The sequence below is a fragment of the Sphingomonas naphthae genome, from assembly GCF_028607085.1.
Taxonomy (GTDB): domain Bacteria; phylum Pseudomonadota; class Alphaproteobacteria; order Sphingomonadales; family Sphingomonadaceae; genus Sphingomonas_Q; species Sphingomonas_Q naphthae.
Genome location: NZ_CP117411.1, coordinates 1,363,464 through 1,379,120 on the forward strand (window position 1 = coordinate 1,363,464; position 15,657 = coordinate 1,379,120).

A 15,657-nucleotide genomic window follows, 5' to 3' on the forward strand; every position below is an offset into this window, starting at 1 on the left:
AGATCGTGGCTAGCAAGCATCGGGTTGAGCGTGTAGCCTCCTGGCTGCTGTCGCATCATGCCGACATGTCGGGGGTTTGTGCTGAAAATGCAGTAAGGCGATTGCCAGCGAGGGAAGCCTGCTCGAGCTTCGTGGCGGTGCAGTTATGCCTATGCCGGCCGATCTATTGCCGTACAAAACTGGGACTGAACTTCTGAAGGCCAAGTGCGGAGGAAAGAGGGAACGTGCAAAGAGAAGACGTTGCATCGGCATATAGAGCAATTCTTGGCCGGGATCCGCAGGACGAGGCTGTCATTGACTGGCATATCGGCGAGCAAGGTACTCTCGAACGGCTTATCGATTTTCTCCTGGGGTCCGAAGAGTTTCGCGTTTCGGGCAGAGTGAAGCAGGCCGTGTCGCCCGCGTTGGCGTTCGAGGCCGTATATGGGCGCGCGCCGGACGAAGCCGAAACTGTCCGCATGACGGAATATGTGGCATCGCTTCTCGGGCTGAACGACGACGGCGCGCTCACGCTGAGCGGGCAGGAGATGTTGCGCGCGGCGGTCACCGCTTTCCCCCGCGATAGCCATCCGACGTCGATTTCGGCGCGCTTCGTCGATCGGCACCTGCTGAGGGCGGCCATTACGGGAAGTGCCGGCAGACTGGTGCTGGATCGTCTCGATTGGTCCGTGGCCAGCACGATCATCGCGACGGGCGAATATGAGCGCCATCTCGGTCGGTTCATTCGGCACGTCGTGAAGCCGGGCATGACTTGCGTGGATATCGGTGCGAACGTCGGATTCCACACCATGGTGATGTCGGGTCTGGTCGGCGACTCCGGGCGGGTCTACGCGATCGAGCCGAATTCCGAAAACTGTCGCATGCTGATGCTGAGCATCGAAGAAAACGATAGTCCGAACATCACCGTCATTCCGGTAGCGCTTTCCAACGAGCTCGGCGCCGTCGCGTTTTCGCCGGCGGTCGGCAGCAATGGCAGTTTCATGTATACGATGAGCAGCCCGCTCCATCATCCAAACTGCATCGTCGTGCCTACGGTTCGCCTGGATACGATCCTGTCGCCTGACCGCCTCGACTTCATCAAGATCGATGTTGAAGGTGCCGAAGCGCTTGCCCTGAAGGGGGCGGAATCGCTGATCGAGCGGCATCGCCCCATCATCACCAGCGAGTTTTCAGCAGCGATGCTCGAGGGGCTGTCGGGCGTTTCGGGCGAAGCGTATATCGGCGGCATGATGGCCCGCGGCTACAGGGCATATACTCTGGGCGGGTCGGGCCCTTACATGGAAATCGGGGATCCCCAGACGTTCATGGCTAGCTGGCCGGATCGATACAGGATCGAAGACCTCGCTTTCGTTCCCAACGAAAACCCGTTCGATTTCGAGGCTTTCGTTGGCGAGGCTCGGTCATAAGCATCCGAAGGCCGGATCGATCGACAGGCGGCTGGAGCACCCGTCCAGCCGCCTGTTTTCTTCGTTGCTCAGCTCAGCAGGGACAATTCCGCCGATTGTCGGGTGGTGCCATCTACGGGCTTGATCTTCCGCGCCGGAACGCCGGCGTATAGCCAGCCCGGCTCGACGTCGCCGATGACGACACTTCCAACGCCGATCACCGCGTTGGCGCCAATCCGCGCAGGCCCGATGACGGTCGCTCCGCTGGATATCCACGCGCCATCCTCGATCACGATATCGCGCCCGTTCGTCGGAACCGCCAGCTGGCGATCGAGCCCATGGACCGACATGTCGTGCGTACCGGTCAATATCCGGACATCATGGCCGAAGAATGCATAAGCGCCGACCGAGACCGATCCCGACACCAGATTGAACAGCGTGTTCACCAGATTGCAGCCGGGACCGAGCGTCAACCGTGCTGGATCGCCGAAGATGCGGGGCGTGGTCAGCAGACGTTCGGTAATGATTGGCATCAATCGGTCGGCCAGTGCGGGAAGGGCGTCATCACCGATCGCAATCGATTTCGAGGCGTGCGGATGCTGTTGCTGCATCGCGACCTCGGCCCGTCGCGCCGGCCCGGCTTCCACCCGGAAGTCGCCCAGAAAGATATCGGGCCGTTGGGGATTGTTCGCCTTGTCGAGCGGCGTCGGGAAAATTTCGAGGCTTTCGATCAGATCGTATCGGCTGCGTGCTGCGAAGGTAACTTCGATCACGCCCGCGATAGGCACGCCCTCAACGATTCCCAGCGGGGCGAAATTGTTGGCGTGGATATGGACGACGCCGTGGCTCGCAGCCAGCGCCTCGAACACGCGCAAGGCGCGCTCCCGGAAATCGGCATGGATCAGATTATCGAGCCAGTGAAATTCGCATACGATCTGGCGGAAGCGTCCCAGGAAATGTTCCGGCAAACGATCGAGAATATTCCACTCCGCACCCTCAATATCGATCTTGAGAATGATCTCGGTGCTTTCGGCATGGCCATTATCGTGGAGGATTTCCTCAAGGCCTTTGAGGTCATCGGACCAATCCGGATCGTCGGAGATGCCAAATTTGTGAAAAGTGAAATTGGGGTGACTGAGGGGCGGCCCTGCAACCGTATGATCGTACTGGAAAATCGACAGTCCGAGGTTGGCGAGATCCCAATCCCAAGACACATCGCCGCCGACGCCGATCGAGTAGCAGGGCATGTCGGGCCGAAAATCATCGATCATGACGTAGCCGCCATCATCCGATGCACCGACGCGTATCTTCTCGAAGCCACGCGCGCGCATCGGCTTCATCAACGCCAGCAAGCGAAGGACCTCGCGTTGGGCATCGCCCACGCCGGTATCAGCGGTAAGAGGCGCGTCCGGCGACCCATTTTCAGACATGGCATTCTCGGCTCATGGGGGCGACGTCGGAAACGTAGCGTCCCGGCAGATTTAGGTAACATGCGCAGACGAGTCGAGCCTCCCCGACACTGGACCGGCTCTTCGTCATCCGTCGCTACCCCGTGATCGCAATGAAGGATCAGGCGCTCATCGGAAAGGAGACACCCTGCGCCAAGGTTTGCTCGCGATGCGCTTATGCTTTCTGCCGATAGGCGTTGCGATCCTCGAGGCTGCCGAGGGCCACGGCCTCGATCAGTTCGCGCCGATCTTGCGGCCTGGCGGCATCCAGCACCATGAAGCCCGCCACGCCGACTGCCAGCTTGCGATGATCGCCGTTCGGTGAAGCGGCGCGATCGGAACTGATGGTGATGTCGAGAAGCTCGGTATCAGCCGGAATCGGAACGAATATCCAGCGATCCACGAAGGCGCCGAGCTTGCAGCGCACCAGCAATTCCCCCTCGGCCGTCTCAACGCTGACCGTGGTTTCCTGATCGGATGGGCTCTTGATGGCCAGGGCAAGTTCCAGCGAGCGGGCGGGATCGACCCGCATCGCAAGACGGCCGCCGGCGGGCCTGGACCAGCAACCCCAAATTTCGGGCGGCCACCAGTTCAGGCTGCGGCGGAAACCTTCCGCCGTGCCCATGCCGGGCCAGTAGGTTTCGGTGAAACGGCGGGCCATCGGATAATATTCGCCGACGACGGCCTCCGGCGGGTTCCAGTCCGGCGCCGCGCCACGATCGCTCCAGGTTTGCACATGATCGCGGATTTCGTTCGCGATCGCCGTCCAGGTCCGGGGACGGAAATCCGCCACGATCTTGGCCTCGCGCGCGGCGACCTTGCTCCGGTCGAAGATCAGGCTCTTGAGCGAGGCGAGCAGATCCGAAGGCGATCCGTCGTTGAAGAAAAAGGCGAAATCGCCGCCGGCTTCCGGCAGCGAGGAATTGTTGGCCGTCAGCGGCACCTTGCCGTAGCAGAGCGCCTCGGTGACGGGCAGGCCCCAGCCTTCATACGAGCTGGGGTACAGGACGAAGAGGCAGCCGTCGTAGAGGCTGGCGAGTTCCTCGTCGGAGAGTTGCTGGAGCAGGGTCACCCGCGTCGCGAGAGTTTCGTCGGAATGCGCCCGCTCGATGACTTCATTGCCCTTGTAGCCCTGTTTGCCGACCAGCACGAGCTGCGGCACCTTCTCGGTGCCATATTGGTTGATGAGCTGGCGCCACGCGTTCAGCGCCGCGATCTGGTTCTTGCGAACTTCCCAGGTGGACACGAGCAGCACATAGGGCCGGCCGATCGGTGCGAAGCTGGTCCGAACGCCGGAACCCGCCTTCCGGTCCTGACGATAATCGGCGTCGAGCTGCGCCACGCCAACCATGTTGTCGTCGATGGTTCGGCCGATCTCGCCCGCGAAATCGATCAGATCCTTCTTCGAGGCGTGGGAAATCGCCAGGAAATAATCGGCGTTGTCGATCACATCGACCAGCCAGGGAATGAATTCCGCGACCAGCTCCGTCGCGCAATATTGCGGCGCCCGTGCGGGAATGACGTCGTAGATCAGCGGAACGTAGCGAACGCCATGGGCCAGCTTCAGCTCGCGGATCTGGAGGAAATAATCCTTGATCCACCAGGAGGAGCCGAGATTGATCAGCACGCTGTTTGGCCCGAACTCCATCACCCCCGCGCTCTGGCCCGCGGAATCGATGCGACGATAGGTTTCGCGCCAGTCCGCGGCACCGGCATCGCCGCCCGCAAGGCTCGCGTCGCAGATGGCGAGGAACAGGCTCGCGGGCACCTCGACCCAATAGCCGCGCGCGTCCAGAAAGCGGCAGATGCGGATGTTCCCACCCTGCGGCTGTGCCAGCAGAGCCATGATGACTTCCATCTGGACACGTTGAATACCCGTCGGCGCGCGATTGTGCGGGAAATAGCCGAGCAGATCGGAGACGTCGAAGACCAGACGGAGACCGGTATCAGCCTCCGCGGCAGGCCCGGAGTCGCCACCGTCACGAAGATCGAGCAACGACTGGCGCAGTCGATCGATCGCCGACCGATCGATCACGCTCCCGTCGGGGCCAACCAGCGCCTCCACGCTGCGGATGGCCTCGGCCATGGCATCGTCGATGCCGGCGGAGGGGGTGTTCTGCTCGTGCTGTAGCTTCATCGGTGTACCCTGTGAGACGGGTTTGGCGCTACCCTCCGGGCGGGGGGCGGGGCAGGTGATGAAGACGCCTGCCACGTTCCGGGCGGGCTAGACAAGATTCTTTTGGTGGTTGTCAGGCGCCTGCGATACCGGCTAGCGATCCGTTCGGGGACGGCCACTCCCAGGCGCCGGCCGGCGTTTCGGTAGGATTTTGATGTTTCAGTTGAAAAGCAAGAAGTCGGCTGGCGTCAGGGTCACGCCGGCGGTCCACAGCCTGATCGAGCAGGGCAACGCCGCGCGCGGGATGAAGGATTGGCCTAACGCGGCGGTCGCCTATCGCGAGGCACTCGCCCAGGCCCCCGAGCTTCATCATATCTGGGTGCAGCTGGGCCATATGCTGGCCGAGCAGGACCAATGGGACGACAGCGAAGCGGCCTATCGCGAGGCGGCGGCGAAGGGCGCCCCCTCCAGCGAGGTCGATCTGCACATCGGCCATCTGGCGAAGCGATCCGGCGCGGCATCGATGTCGGCCAAGGCCTATCTGCGCGCAGCGGCCGACGGCAGCGCGGAAGCCCTCACCGAATTGTCGACGCGGGTCGGCCGGCTGCTGCCGATCGGAAAGGACATCATCCTTCGCGCGCTGCGATCCGCCCCGCAGGAGGAGGCGCGCCGTGATCCCGTGGCGATCGCCGCAGCCCGGGAGTCTCTCGACGCCGTCATCGCGCGCTATGCCGACACGGATGTGCCGCTCGCGATCAGGCAACTCCGCTCCCGGCTCGACGGGATCGCCGATGTCACGCCGGCAGCCGATGCCGCGCGGATCATCTACGACATTTCCGATCTCGTGTCCCACTTCCGGCATCAGCGGCTGCCGACCGGAATTCAACGCGTCCAGGTCGAGGTCATAACGCGGGCACTGGAAGATCCCGGCTGTGCCACGCGCATCTGTTGTTATGTCGATGGCAACGAATGGCTGACGGAAGTGCCGGTCGCGATGTTCCGGGAACTCGCCAGCCTTTCCGGTGAGAGCACCGATAGTGACGACGAGGATTGGGTCGAGGCCGTCGCACGGCTGTTCATTCATCTCGCTGTCGCACCGCCGCTGGAATTTCAGGATGGCGAATGTCTGGTCAACCTCGGGACATCGTGGTGGATCTATAATTACAACCTGTTCCTGCGGAACGCCAAGGCGACCCACGGCGTAAAGGTGGTGGTGTTCGTCCATGACCTGATCCCCGTCTTCGCCGCCGAGCATGTCGTTCGGGGTGTGCAGGAGGATTATGTCGGCTGGCTGGTGGGCGCCTTCGACCATATCGATCATTTCATCGCCAATTCCGCCTCGACCGCGCGCGATCTCGTTCGCGCCGGGCAGCAACTGGGCCACGCCATCCAGGAGGACGATATCACGATCGCCCGGCTGGACGCGGATTTCCGCCGCCCGTTCGACAAGCCGCTCGATCGGGCATCGCTCGCCCGGTGGGATCTGGCGGAGCGGCCCTATGCCCTGCTCGTTTCCACGATCGAGGCGCGCAAGAACCATATCCTCGCGCTGGATGCGTGGGCGAAGATGCTCGCCGCGGACGAAGATCTCGATATTCCGCAGCTGGTGCTGGTCGGGCGCAAGGGGTGGCTGTTCGATCAGATCTATGCGCGGCTGGCGTCCAACGCGCGCCTCTCGCAGCATGTGACGATGATCGAGCGGGTGTCGGACGAGGATCTGGCGCTCCTGTATCGGCAAAGCCTCTTCACGCTCTATCCCAGCCACTACGAGGGGTGGGGGCTGCCTGTCACGGAGGCGCTCAGTTACGGAAAACTTCCGGTCGTGGCGGACAATTCGTCGTTGCCGGAAGCGGGCGGCGAGTTCGCGCTGCTGTTTGAAAGCAATTCCGTGCCGGCCCTCGTCGCCGCGCTTCGCCAGGTCATCGGCGATCCGCAATGGCGCGCGGAACGCGAGGACGCGATCCGACTGCATTTCAGGCCGCGGCCGTGGGCGGTGATCGCCCGCCAGATCATCGATGCGGCAATCGACGTGGCCCGCTCGGCGGACGTTTCCTACGAGCCTCCGCACGTCGAGGCGGGGATATTCTACCCCGTCAACCACTATAAGGGTGTGCGGATCTGGAAGGGGCTGGCGAGCGGCGAGATTTTCCGGCTCGGCGATGGTTGGCTCTGGCCGGACGAGAAGGGCGCGCGAACCGGCCAGAAGGGCGGGATGCTGCAATTCCGCCTTCCCGCCGGTGCCGGGCCGTGGCGCATGTATATCCGGATGATGGGCCTCGGTCAGGAGGCCTGCCCCTACGAGATCAGCATGGATGGCGATACGCTCGTGCAGGGATCGGTCGAGGCCGGCGCGGCACGCTGGACCAGCGGCTTCAACTTCGATGCGGACGGTGGACAGATCGTGACGATGGTCCTCAAGGGCGCTGTTTCGGAAACGATCGACGTGATGCAGGGCGGCAGCCTGAAGCGGCGGGTCGCTTCGATCGGCGTTTCGGGCTTCTTCCTCTGCGAAGAGGCCGACGATGCCATGCGTGACCAGCTGGTCGCCGCAGCCGCCCTCAACCAGTGGGACGATATCGACGCCTACCGACGGTATCGCTGAGGCGGGCACGTTCGGTCCGCACGGGGCGGCAGACAAGCCCCGGTGGTCGATGGCGGATCGTATCGCTGTTCGATCCTGATCCACGCGACGGGTGGCCAGGACTGGCATGGCCGTATCGCGATGGTGGGCCGTCCACCATGCGTCGCGATCGACGACATCGCACAATGTGGCACCACACCATGCGGCATCGCATCAACCAAGCGCCGACGGCGCCATCCTGCTGGCTACGATCGACACGTCCTGCGGCCGGTCATCGATCGCTCGCTGCAGCGGCCGATCGGGCCTATCGTCGTCTGGCTGTCGCCAGGCTTGGAACGCGCTTTTCGGCCCGCATGGCGCCCAGCGGTCAGGCGCTATGTTCCTTGACACCGGCAACGATCATCCAGCCGATCGCGAAGGCGATCAACAGGCCTACGAACACCGTTGCCGTGGTCCGGATGCGGTGCGGATAGGTCGATTTCACCGGCATGTTCGGCTCGACCACACGGACCAGATAAAGCTGCTTGCGGAGAGCCTGCTGGCGCGCGTTCTGCAAGGCGACGCCGGCGGCCTCATATCGCTTTGCCGCGAACTGCTGCCGCAACTGCAGCTCATTGTAGTTCGCCACGCTGGATGCGATCGTGTCGCCCGAACCCGCAAGACGGCCGGATTGCTGCGCCACCTGCGCCGCCAGGGCATTCACCCGCGCCGCAAGCGCGCGATACTGAGGGCTGGAGGTCGACACCAATTGCCCCATGGAGGACAATTGGGCGCGCGCCTGCGCCAGTGTCTGCGTCAGGTTCGTGACGAGGACGGTCTGCGCCCGACCGGTGCCTTCGGGGTCGATGTCGCGGGTGCGTTCGCGAAAGCCGCTCATGCGTGACTGGACGGCAGTAAGGGCCTGCTCCGCCTCGGCCAACTGGCGGCGCGAGTTGGCGATGGCATCGTCGTAGCTCTTGGTGTTGAGCGAATTGATCCGCCGGTCGCCAAGGCGCAGCAGCATGTTCGCGATGCGATAGGAATCTTCCGGCGTGAACGCGCGCACCACGATTGTCGTGATACCGGTCTCGCGATTGAGCTCGACCTTGACCTGCTTGTTATAGAATTTCAGCAGTTTCTCGGGCGTCGGATTGTCTGTTCCCAGACGGCTGAACACATCGGTGCCCGGTCGATTGAAGATGCGGACGAGATCCGCCTGCTGACGCAGCGCCGCCACGGCATCGTGCGAACTCATGTAATCGGCGACGCCGAGCGCTTCCGTCGTGGACGACGACGGCCCGCCGGCGAGGCCGAGCAGGCCGCTCAGGCTGCTCTGCTGATTGCTCGGCCCTTCGGCCGAGCGGACGACGATGTGCGTTTCGGCCTCATATTGATCGGATGCGATCAAGAAGAAATAGCAGGCGGCCAGCAATGTCGGGGCGATCACGATCAGCAGGAAAGGGCGATGCGCCCTGCACCACGCGATCAGTTTCCGCAGCGCGCTCTCGCGCTGGCGGGGTTCCGCCACCGGGGCAATGATACCGTGCATCAGCGAACTGCCATCGTCAGAATATCCATCATCACAGGCTCAACGATGCCCTGACCTTGTTGATCGCACGAAGCCCCCAGATCGTCAGCAGGGAGCAAGCCAATGCCACATAACCGAAGCTGAAGTAATCGTCCTTGGCAACCTCGAACAGGCCATAACGACCCATCTCCATGATGTGAACCATCGGATTCCACCACAGGATGTCGCGGATGTCGCTCGGCATCCAGTCCTGCGCCAGGCCCATGCCGGAAATCGGCATCTGGAAATAGGAGAACGGGTGCACCATCCGGGCGAGGAGGTGGTTCTTGTGGGTATAGGCCGTCACCAGCATCGACGCGCCGGTCGACAGCCAGATCATGAAGCCAAGCGAGGCGAACAGATACAGCGGGCGCTCGGGCAGCGTGCCGAGGCCGAGGGCGACGCAAATCGCGAGAAGCAGGAACATGGTGGCGCAGCAGCCCACGCCCTCGACCACCGATTTCGCCCAGACGATGTCCAGGATCGTGATGTGGCGGTGATACAGCATCGTGGTGTTATGCTCGATCAGCCCTTCCGCGCGCCCGAATATCCCGCGGAAGATGATGAAGGTGCAATAGCCGTGGATACCGAACATCACAGGGTTGATGCCTTGCGACATATGGCCACTTGCCATGGCGCCGTGGATGATGCCGATCACCGTTGCCAGCAGCAGCGGTTCGCCGATCATCCACAGGAAACCGATATTGTGGCGACCGAAACGCGAGTGAAGGTCGCGGATCGTCAATGCGCCGATCACGCGCATCTGGACCGCGAGGCCATGCACGAACGATCCGCCAGGTCCGCCGGGCTCGGGATAGGTTGATGCCATGGCCCGATCTACCATTCTTTCGGTAACGTGAACAGGATGACCGAAATCCGCCGGCTCAATTGTTGGAGTTCAGCAGAACCCGCGCGGTCAGGAACGGCGAGAACAACTGGTTGAGGACATTGATGAATTTCGTCGGCAGGTTCGCCGGCGCATTGGCGATGTAGATCACGTCCTTGTCGTGCATCAGCAATTGCTGCGCCAGGAAGTAGTTGGTCGGATTCATCATGTTGAGACGATAAATGACCGGATCCTGCATCTGTGACTGCGTGTAGCGGAACAGGAAGATGCCGCGCGGGTCGGCCTGCTGGTCGCTCGGCCCGCCGATCTCGGCCAGCGCCTCGGCGAGCGAGACACGATCGGACTTGAAGGCGACCTGCGACACCTTGTTGGTCGCGCCGAATACGCTGAAGCTCTTCGGCCGCAGGATCAGTTCGACCCGGTCTCCGGGCAGCAGGGCGAGATCGAGCGGCGAGCCCGTGCGGATCGCGCTCAGCCGCTCTTCGACGGTCTGGCCCTTCCGGGTGAAGCGGACGACCATGCTGTCCGCGGCGCCGGAGGGGCCACCGGACACGGCCAGCGCGTCAAGCAGACGTTCGCGCGCGAGCGTCAGAGGGAAGCGGCCGGGCTTGTTGACCGCACCCGATACGTAGACCGTGTTCACGACATTCTCGCGCACGGTGACGATCACCTGCGCATTCTGCGACTTGCCGCTGAACTTGGCCTCGATCGCTTTTTCGATCTGCGGCGGTGTGAGGCCGGCGACCTTGATGTCGCCGATATAGGGCAAACGGATCGTGCCATTTTCGTTTACGACCACCCCGCCCAGCGCGCGTCCGCGCGCCGTCGGGTTGAAGGTCTCTTCGCTGAACGAGCCTTCGCCGCCGAAATTGGCTTGGCCGCCGAACAGCGTGACGCCCACCTCAAATACGTTGATGCCGAGCACGTCGCCCGGGCCGACCGCATCCACGGCACCGCGTCGATCGAGCGTCGCGAAGGGTGGCGTGGCGGGCTGTGCCGCCTCATCCGCCCGGCTGATCTCGGCGAGCCGCTGCGGATCAATATTGACGATCCGAAAATTGATCGTGTTCGCCGCGCCTTTTTCGGCGCTCTGCACCTGAGACGCCGTCGGGCCGTTGCTGGGCAGGGTAGCGCAACCGGATACCGCCAAAGGTAGGGCGGCCAGAATGAACCGGTGGCCGCGCCACCGCAATACCGATGTGAGCAATTTCAGGCCCTTAACCAGAAGCGTGCAAGAATTTCGCTCTGCGGCTAACATATCGCCAAGCGGAAACCAATCGGTTCGTGACGCGGCGTCAGTTGCTCAATGCCTGCAATCCATGATGGATTTCGCAGGCTTCCTCGATGCTGTCGAAGAACGACAGCGTGCCCGCGTACAGGACCGCGCCCCGCTCGCAATATTGGCGCAGGGTTCCGGCATCGTGCGAGATCATGATGAGCGTACTCTCTTTCCGCCGCGCCATCAGGCCATCCTCGCTCTTTTTGCGAAAGCGCATGTCGCCCGCCGCAGTGACCTCATCGACCAGATAGCATTCGAAGCGGATATTCAGCGATGCGCCGAACGCCAGTCGCGCCACCATGCCCGCCGAATAGGTGTTGATCGGCTGATGCATGTAAGCGCCAAGCTCGGCGAACTCCTCGACCTCGGCCAGAAGCGTCTCCTCCGGCCGATCATAGACGCGCGCGAGAAACCGAACATTGTCGGCGCCGGTCATCGCGCCCACAAACGCGCTGCCATAGCCCATCGGCCAGGACGTCTTGAGACCGCGCGTCACCTTGCCGCTCGTCGGCGCTTCGATCCCGGCGAGCAGCCGCATCAACGTCGATTTGCCCGCGCCGTTGGCGCCGCAGATGCCGATGCTCTCGCCTCGATTGATCTGGAAGCTCAGATTGTTCAGGACCTGCTTTTGAAACTTGTGGATCTCGTAGCTCTTGCTGACATTCTCGAACAGGATCATCCAGCCGGCCCTTACCCTCTGCGGCGAAAACGCTGCCGCGGCGGAGCGGTGCGGTAGGGCGAGGCGGGAGGGTCGGTGACGCCGCCGGATTCGCACATGGCACCGATCTGCATCGATGGCCGGCTTCTTAGCGCAGCGGGGATGGGTTCGACAACCTATGCGCGCAACCTGCTGGCGGCGTTGCGGGAATCCGGCCGGGCGCCGCTCTTGCTGGAGGATCGCTTCGTCGGGGCGGGCGCAAAATCGCTCGCCGAGAATGTCGTGCGCTGGTTGCGTGCCCGCGCCAGCGGCACGGTACGGCTGCGGCCGGCGGAGAGCGCTCTCGCCGCGCGCGACATCTTCCGGCTCGCGCAGGTGCGGTTCGATGCGTCGGGCGACCTGCTAAGCCTCGTTCCGCCCTTCGCCGGCGGGGTGATGCACTGGACCTATCCGGTGCCGATCCGAATGGAGGGTTGGGCCAACCTGTATACCGTCCACGATGCGATCCCGCTCGACCTGCCCGATCTCACCCCGATCGACGCCGGCCGCCACCGCCGGCTGCTGACGGCGATCGAGGCGCAGGCGGCGCGGCTCGTCACCGTCAGCGATCGGGCACGGCTCGACATCGCCGCCGCCATGGGCTTCGCGCCCGATCGGATCGTGAATTGCGGGCAGGGGGTGGAGATCGACGAGGCGCCGACCACATCGGCCCTGCTCGAAGGTATCTCACCGGGCCGTTACTTCCTCGTCTGCGGCACCGTCGAGCGGCGCAAGAACATCCCCCGGCTCGTCGAGGCGTGGCGGGCGGCGCGCACCGGCCTCCCGCTCCTCGTCGTCGGCCCGGACGGCTTCCACGCCGACGAAGCCGCCGCCGCGCTCGCGAACGAGGGGGTCGTCCGCATCCCGCACAGCCCGCGCGCCGATCTCCTCGCCCTGATGCGCGACGCCACCGCGCTCCTGTTCCCCACGCTCGCCGAGGGGTTCGGCCTGCCGATCGTCGAGGCGATGGCGCTGGGCACGCCGGTGATGACCACGCGCGGCGGCGCCACCGGAGAGGTGGCGGGCGATGCGGCGGCGCTGGTCGATCCCACGGACATCGCCGAAATGGCGCTCACCATCCGCCGCCTCGCCGCCGATCCGCTCTGGGCGGCCGATCTGGTCGAGCGTGGCCATCGCCGGGCGCCGGCCTTCTCGCGCGCGGCCTTCCTCGATCGGTTGCTGCCGGTCTATGACGCCGCGATTGCCGATCTGGCGCGCTTGCCCTAATCGGCGCGAGACTGGCTGAAGGACGACATTTGGAACCGCTCAGGATCGGCATCGACGGCTTCAACCTCGCGATGTCCAACGGCACCGGGGTCGCGACCTACGGATTGCAACTCGTCCGCACCCTCAAGACGATGGGTCACCGTACCGAGGGTGTGTTCGGCGTGTCGGTCGGCAAGGATGCCGCCAACCGCGAGGTCAATTTCTTCGACAATTGCCAGCGCCCGCCGGATCCGAAGAAACGCATCCCGAAATGGCAGCGCCGCGCCGAATTTCTGCGCTCGCTGGTCGATCAGACCGCCTATGAGGTACCGCTGACCGACAAGGTCGAGAAGGCCGGCTTCGCCGAGCGCCTGCCCGATTTCGATCGTCTGGTGAGTGCCGACGCGCTGTTCGACCGCGCCCATACCCATTTCAAGGTCCGCAACCGCTTCCTGCGGCTCAGGATGGATAATCCGCCGCCGATCATGCACTGGACCTATCCGGTGCCGATCGTGCTGGAAGGATCGCGCAACATCTACACGCTGCACGATCTGGTGCCGCTGAAGCTCCCCTACGCCACGCTCGACGACAAGGATTTCTACCGCGGCATCGTCGCCGGCTGCGCGCGCGAGGCGGCGCATATCTGCACCGTGTCGGAGGCGAGCCGCGCCGATATCCACCATCTGCTCGATGTGCCGCTCGATCGGATCAGCAACACCTATCAGATCGGCGCATCGGGCCTCGCCGCCTCGCCCGCCGAGGATGACGCCCGCGCCGTCGAGGGCATCTTCGGCCTCAAGGCGGACGGCTATTTCCTGTTCTTCGGGGCGATCGAGCCCAAGAAGAATATCGGCCGCATCATCGAAGCCTACCTCTCGATGCAGACCGCGACCCCGCTGGTGATCGTCGGCGCGCGATCGTGGCAGGCGGACGAGGAACTCAAGCTGATGCCGGGCGGCGGCGCCGATGGCGGGGTCGGCACCTTCGTCGGCCATCGCGGCCAGACGATCATTCGCCTGTCCTACATGCCGCGCGATCTGCTCGCCAAGCTCATCCGGGGCGCGCGGGCGGTGCTGTTTCCCTCGCTCTACGAGGGCTTCGGCCTGCCGGTGCAGGAATCGATGCAGGTTGGCACGCCGGTCATCACCTCCAACGTCAGCTCGCTGCCCGAACTGGCGGGCGATGCCGCCATCACCGTCGATCCCTATGATGTGCCCGGTCTCGTCACGGCCATGCGCCGGGTCGACGAGGACGAGGCGCTGCGCCGAGATCTGGGCGCGCGCGGCATGGTGCAGGCGGGCACCTTCTCGCAGGAAGCCTATCGCGGCCGGCTGGCGGCGATGTATGATGTCGTCATGACCCGCAAGGCCGCCGGCGCATGATCGAGGAAAAGACGCTCCAGCAGGAGGGCGACCAGGTTCCGGCGCCGCCCTTCGCCTTCTGGCCCGAATTCCGCAGCCGTATCGTCGGCCTCGGCGGGCATGAGGACGCCCTCGATCCCGATTACGCCTTCCACTCCACCTATGTGCGCAGCGGCGATGGCGAGGTCGCGTTCGAGGGGCGCTTCACCGGCCTCGCCGGCACCGGCGGCACGATGATCGTCCGCATCAACGAATTTCCCCTCTACCCCAACGGCAAGGCGCGGCAGGTCGCGGTCAAGCAGTTCCAGGTCCGCGATCTCGCGATCGAAGGCGGCCGGTTCGAGATCGATGCCGAGGCGCGGCAGGGCTTCGCCTATGCCGTCTGGTGCAACCTCTATGGCGAGGCCAACGTCCGCGCCGACGGGCTGGACATCGTCGCCGAACTGCGCCCGGCCAACCCCGATCGCTGGCGCCAGCCGATCTCGGCGGGCCACGATCGCATCCGCTCGGCCGCGATGCTGGTCGCGCGGGTCGAGCCGAGCTTCGCCGCGCCGGCGTCGCAGCCGCTGACCCCCGCGCAGTTCACCGAGCCCGCCTTCGCCGCGCTCGAAGAGCCGCTCGCCCTGCACGAGACGGCCGATCCGGTCGCCCGCTGGTCGCGCGCCTATGTCGCGCAGGTCTGGCAGCATTATGGGCTGCTCAAGGATGCCGCCAGCGTCGCCGGCCTCGATACCGAGGATGCGGCGCTGACCCGCTTCATCGAGAATAATGGCGTCCGCATGTTCCCGGTGATCGCCAGCAGCACCGATCCCGAAAGCCTCGGCGACAGCAGCCAGCCCAGCGGGCACGAGGCCGGCGCCAACGATATCGCGTATTCCTTCATCCCGGCCGCCACCGCGCGGCTGTGGTCGCTCACCCTGCGCTACATGGATCATGCGCTGATGCGGTTGAAGCCGGGTGGCTGGGGCGTGTTCGTCCTGCCCTTCGTCGCCGGGGATGATCCCGACGACGGCACGGGCCGCGACCGGCCGGGCCTGCTCACCCGCCACGATATCGAGCGGATCGCGCTGGTGATGATCTCACGCGGCCATCAGGTGGCGCAGATGCGCGTCGGCAAGACCTTTCAGGGGCCGATGGACAATGCGCCGAGCGCCTTCGGCATGACGGTCCGCAAGCGCAGCGACTGAGGCG

General features: G+C 64.1%; 11 protein-coding genes. 5 read left to right on the forward strand and 6 right to left on the reverse strand.

The window, feature by feature from the left end:
* The first annotated feature begins 224 nt into the window (after nucleotides 1-224).
* Nucleotides 225-1,406 carry an FkbM family methyltransferase gene (locus tag PQ455_RS06400; RefSeq protein WP_273690224.1) on the forward strand — a complete coding sequence of 394 codons (1,182 nt, stop codon included), beginning with the start codon at nucleotides 225-227 and terminating at the stop codon, nucleotides 1,404-1,406.
* A 68-nt stretch (nucleotides 1,407-1,474) separates the two neighbouring features.
* On the opposite strand, the gene PQ455_RS06405 is transcribed toward PQ455_RS06400, so the two are convergent.
* On the reverse strand, nucleotides 1,475-2,815 hold the full coding sequence (locus tag PQ455_RS06405; RefSeq protein ID WP_273690226.1) for a hypothetical protein: 1,341 nt from the start codon (nucleotides 2,813-2,815) through the stop codon (nucleotides 1,475-1,477).
* Nucleotides 2,816-3,008: 193 nt separating this feature from the next.
* Nucleotides 3,009-4,970, reverse strand: a complete 1,962-nt coding sequence (locus tag PQ455_RS06410; protein WP_273690228.1) for a glycosyltransferase family 4 protein — start codon at nucleotides 4,968-4,970, stop codon at nucleotides 3,009-3,011.
* Between the two features lie 193 nt (nucleotides 4,971-5,163).
* Between PQ455_RS06410 and PQ455_RS06415 the strand changes: the two genes are divergently transcribed.
* A complete protein-coding gene (locus PQ455_RS06415) occupies nucleotides 5,164-7,551 on the forward strand; it encodes a glycosyltransferase family 4 protein (RefSeq protein ID WP_273690231.1) in 2,388 nt (795 codons plus the stop codon).
* A 346-nt stretch (nucleotides 7,552-7,897) separates the two neighbouring features.
* On the opposite strand, the gene PQ455_RS06420 is transcribed toward PQ455_RS06415, so the two are convergent.
* From PQ455_RS06420 to PQ455_RS06435, 4 genes are all read right to left on the reverse strand, one after another.
* Complete coding sequence (locus tag PQ455_RS06420; RefSeq protein ID WP_273690232.1) at nucleotides 7,898-8,956, reverse strand: KpsE/RkpR family capsule polysaccharide export protein; 1,059 nt, start codon at nucleotides 8,954-8,956, stop codon at nucleotides 7,898-7,900.
* 133 nt (nucleotides 8,957-9,089) lie between these two features.
* On the reverse strand, nucleotides 9,090-9,839 hold the full coding sequence (locus tag PQ455_RS06425) for an ABC transporter permease (protein WP_273690234.1): 750 nt from the start codon (nucleotides 9,837-9,839) through the stop codon (nucleotides 9,090-9,092).
* 121 nt (nucleotides 9,840-9,960) lie between these two features.
* Nucleotides 9,961-11,181, reverse strand: coding sequence for a polysaccharide biosynthesis/export family protein (locus PQ455_RS06430; RefSeq protein WP_273690236.1), 1,221 nt, complete (start codon nucleotides 11,179-11,181; stop codon nucleotides 9,961-9,963).
* Between the two features lie 37 nt (nucleotides 11,182-11,218).
* Nucleotides 11,219-11,881, reverse strand: coding sequence for an ABC transporter ATP-binding protein (locus PQ455_RS06435; RefSeq protein WP_273690237.1), 663 nt, complete (start codon nucleotides 11,879-11,881; stop codon nucleotides 11,219-11,221).
* Between the two features lie 141 nt (nucleotides 11,882-12,022).
* On the opposite strand from PQ455_RS06435, the gene PQ455_RS06440 reads away from it, so the two are divergent.
* From PQ455_RS06440 to PQ455_RS06450, 3 genes are read left to right on the forward strand one after another with little or no spacing between them, the layout of a single operon-like run.
* Nucleotides 12,023-13,126: a glycosyltransferase family 4 protein gene (locus PQ455_RS06440; protein ID WP_273690239.1), complete on the forward strand. Its 1,104-nt coding sequence runs from the start codon at nucleotides 12,023-12,025 to the stop codon at nucleotides 13,124-13,126.
* A gap of 29 nt (nucleotides 13,127-13,155) precedes the next feature.
* Nucleotides 13,156-14,487: a glycosyltransferase family 4 protein gene (locus PQ455_RS06445; protein ID WP_273690241.1), complete on the forward strand. Its 1,332-nt coding sequence runs from the start codon at nucleotides 13,156-13,158 to the stop codon at nucleotides 14,485-14,487.
* Complete coding sequence (locus PQ455_RS06450; RefSeq protein WP_273690243.1) at nucleotides 14,484-15,653, forward strand: hypothetical protein; 1,170 nt, start codon at nucleotides 14,484-14,486, stop codon at nucleotides 15,651-15,653. Before PQ455_RS06445 ends, PQ455_RS06450 begins: the two co-directional genes overlap by 4 nt.
* Nucleotides 15,654-15,657: the final 4 nt, after the last annotated feature.

Bases quoted from the DNA above. Each gene is read 5' to 3' on its own strand.
- PQ455_RS06440 (WP_273690239.1), top strand. From the start codon at position 12,023: ATGGGTTCGACAACCTATGCGCGCAACCTGCTGGCGGCGTTGCGGGAA.
- PQ455_RS06410 (WP_273690228.1), bottom strand. From the start codon at position 4,970: ATGAAGCTACAGCACGAGCAGAACACCCCCTCCGCCGGCATCGACGAT.
- PQ455_RS06450 (WP_273690243.1), top strand. From the start codon at position 14,484: ATGATCGAGGAAAAGACGCTCCAGCAGGAGGGCGACCAGGTTCCGGCG.
- PQ455_RS06405 (WP_273690226.1), bottom strand. From the start codon at position 2,815: ATGTCTGAAAATGGGTCGCCGGACGCGCCTCTTACCGCTGATACCGGC.
- PQ455_RS06435 (WP_273690237.1), bottom strand. From the start codon at position 11,881: ATGATCCTGTTCGAGAATGTCAGCAAGAGCTACGAGATCCACAAGTTT.
- PQ455_RS06425 (WP_273690234.1), bottom strand. From the start codon at position 9,839: ATGCGCGTGATCGGCGCATTGACGATCCGCGACCTTCACTCGCGTTTC.
- PQ455_RS06415 (WP_273690231.1), top strand. From the start codon at position 5,164: ATGTTTCAGTTGAAAAGCAAGAAGTCGGCTGGCGTCAGGGTCACGCCG.
- PQ455_RS06430 (WP_273690236.1), bottom strand. From the start codon at position 11,181: ATGTTAGCCGCAGAGCGAAATTCTTGCACGCTTCTGGTTAAGGGCCTG.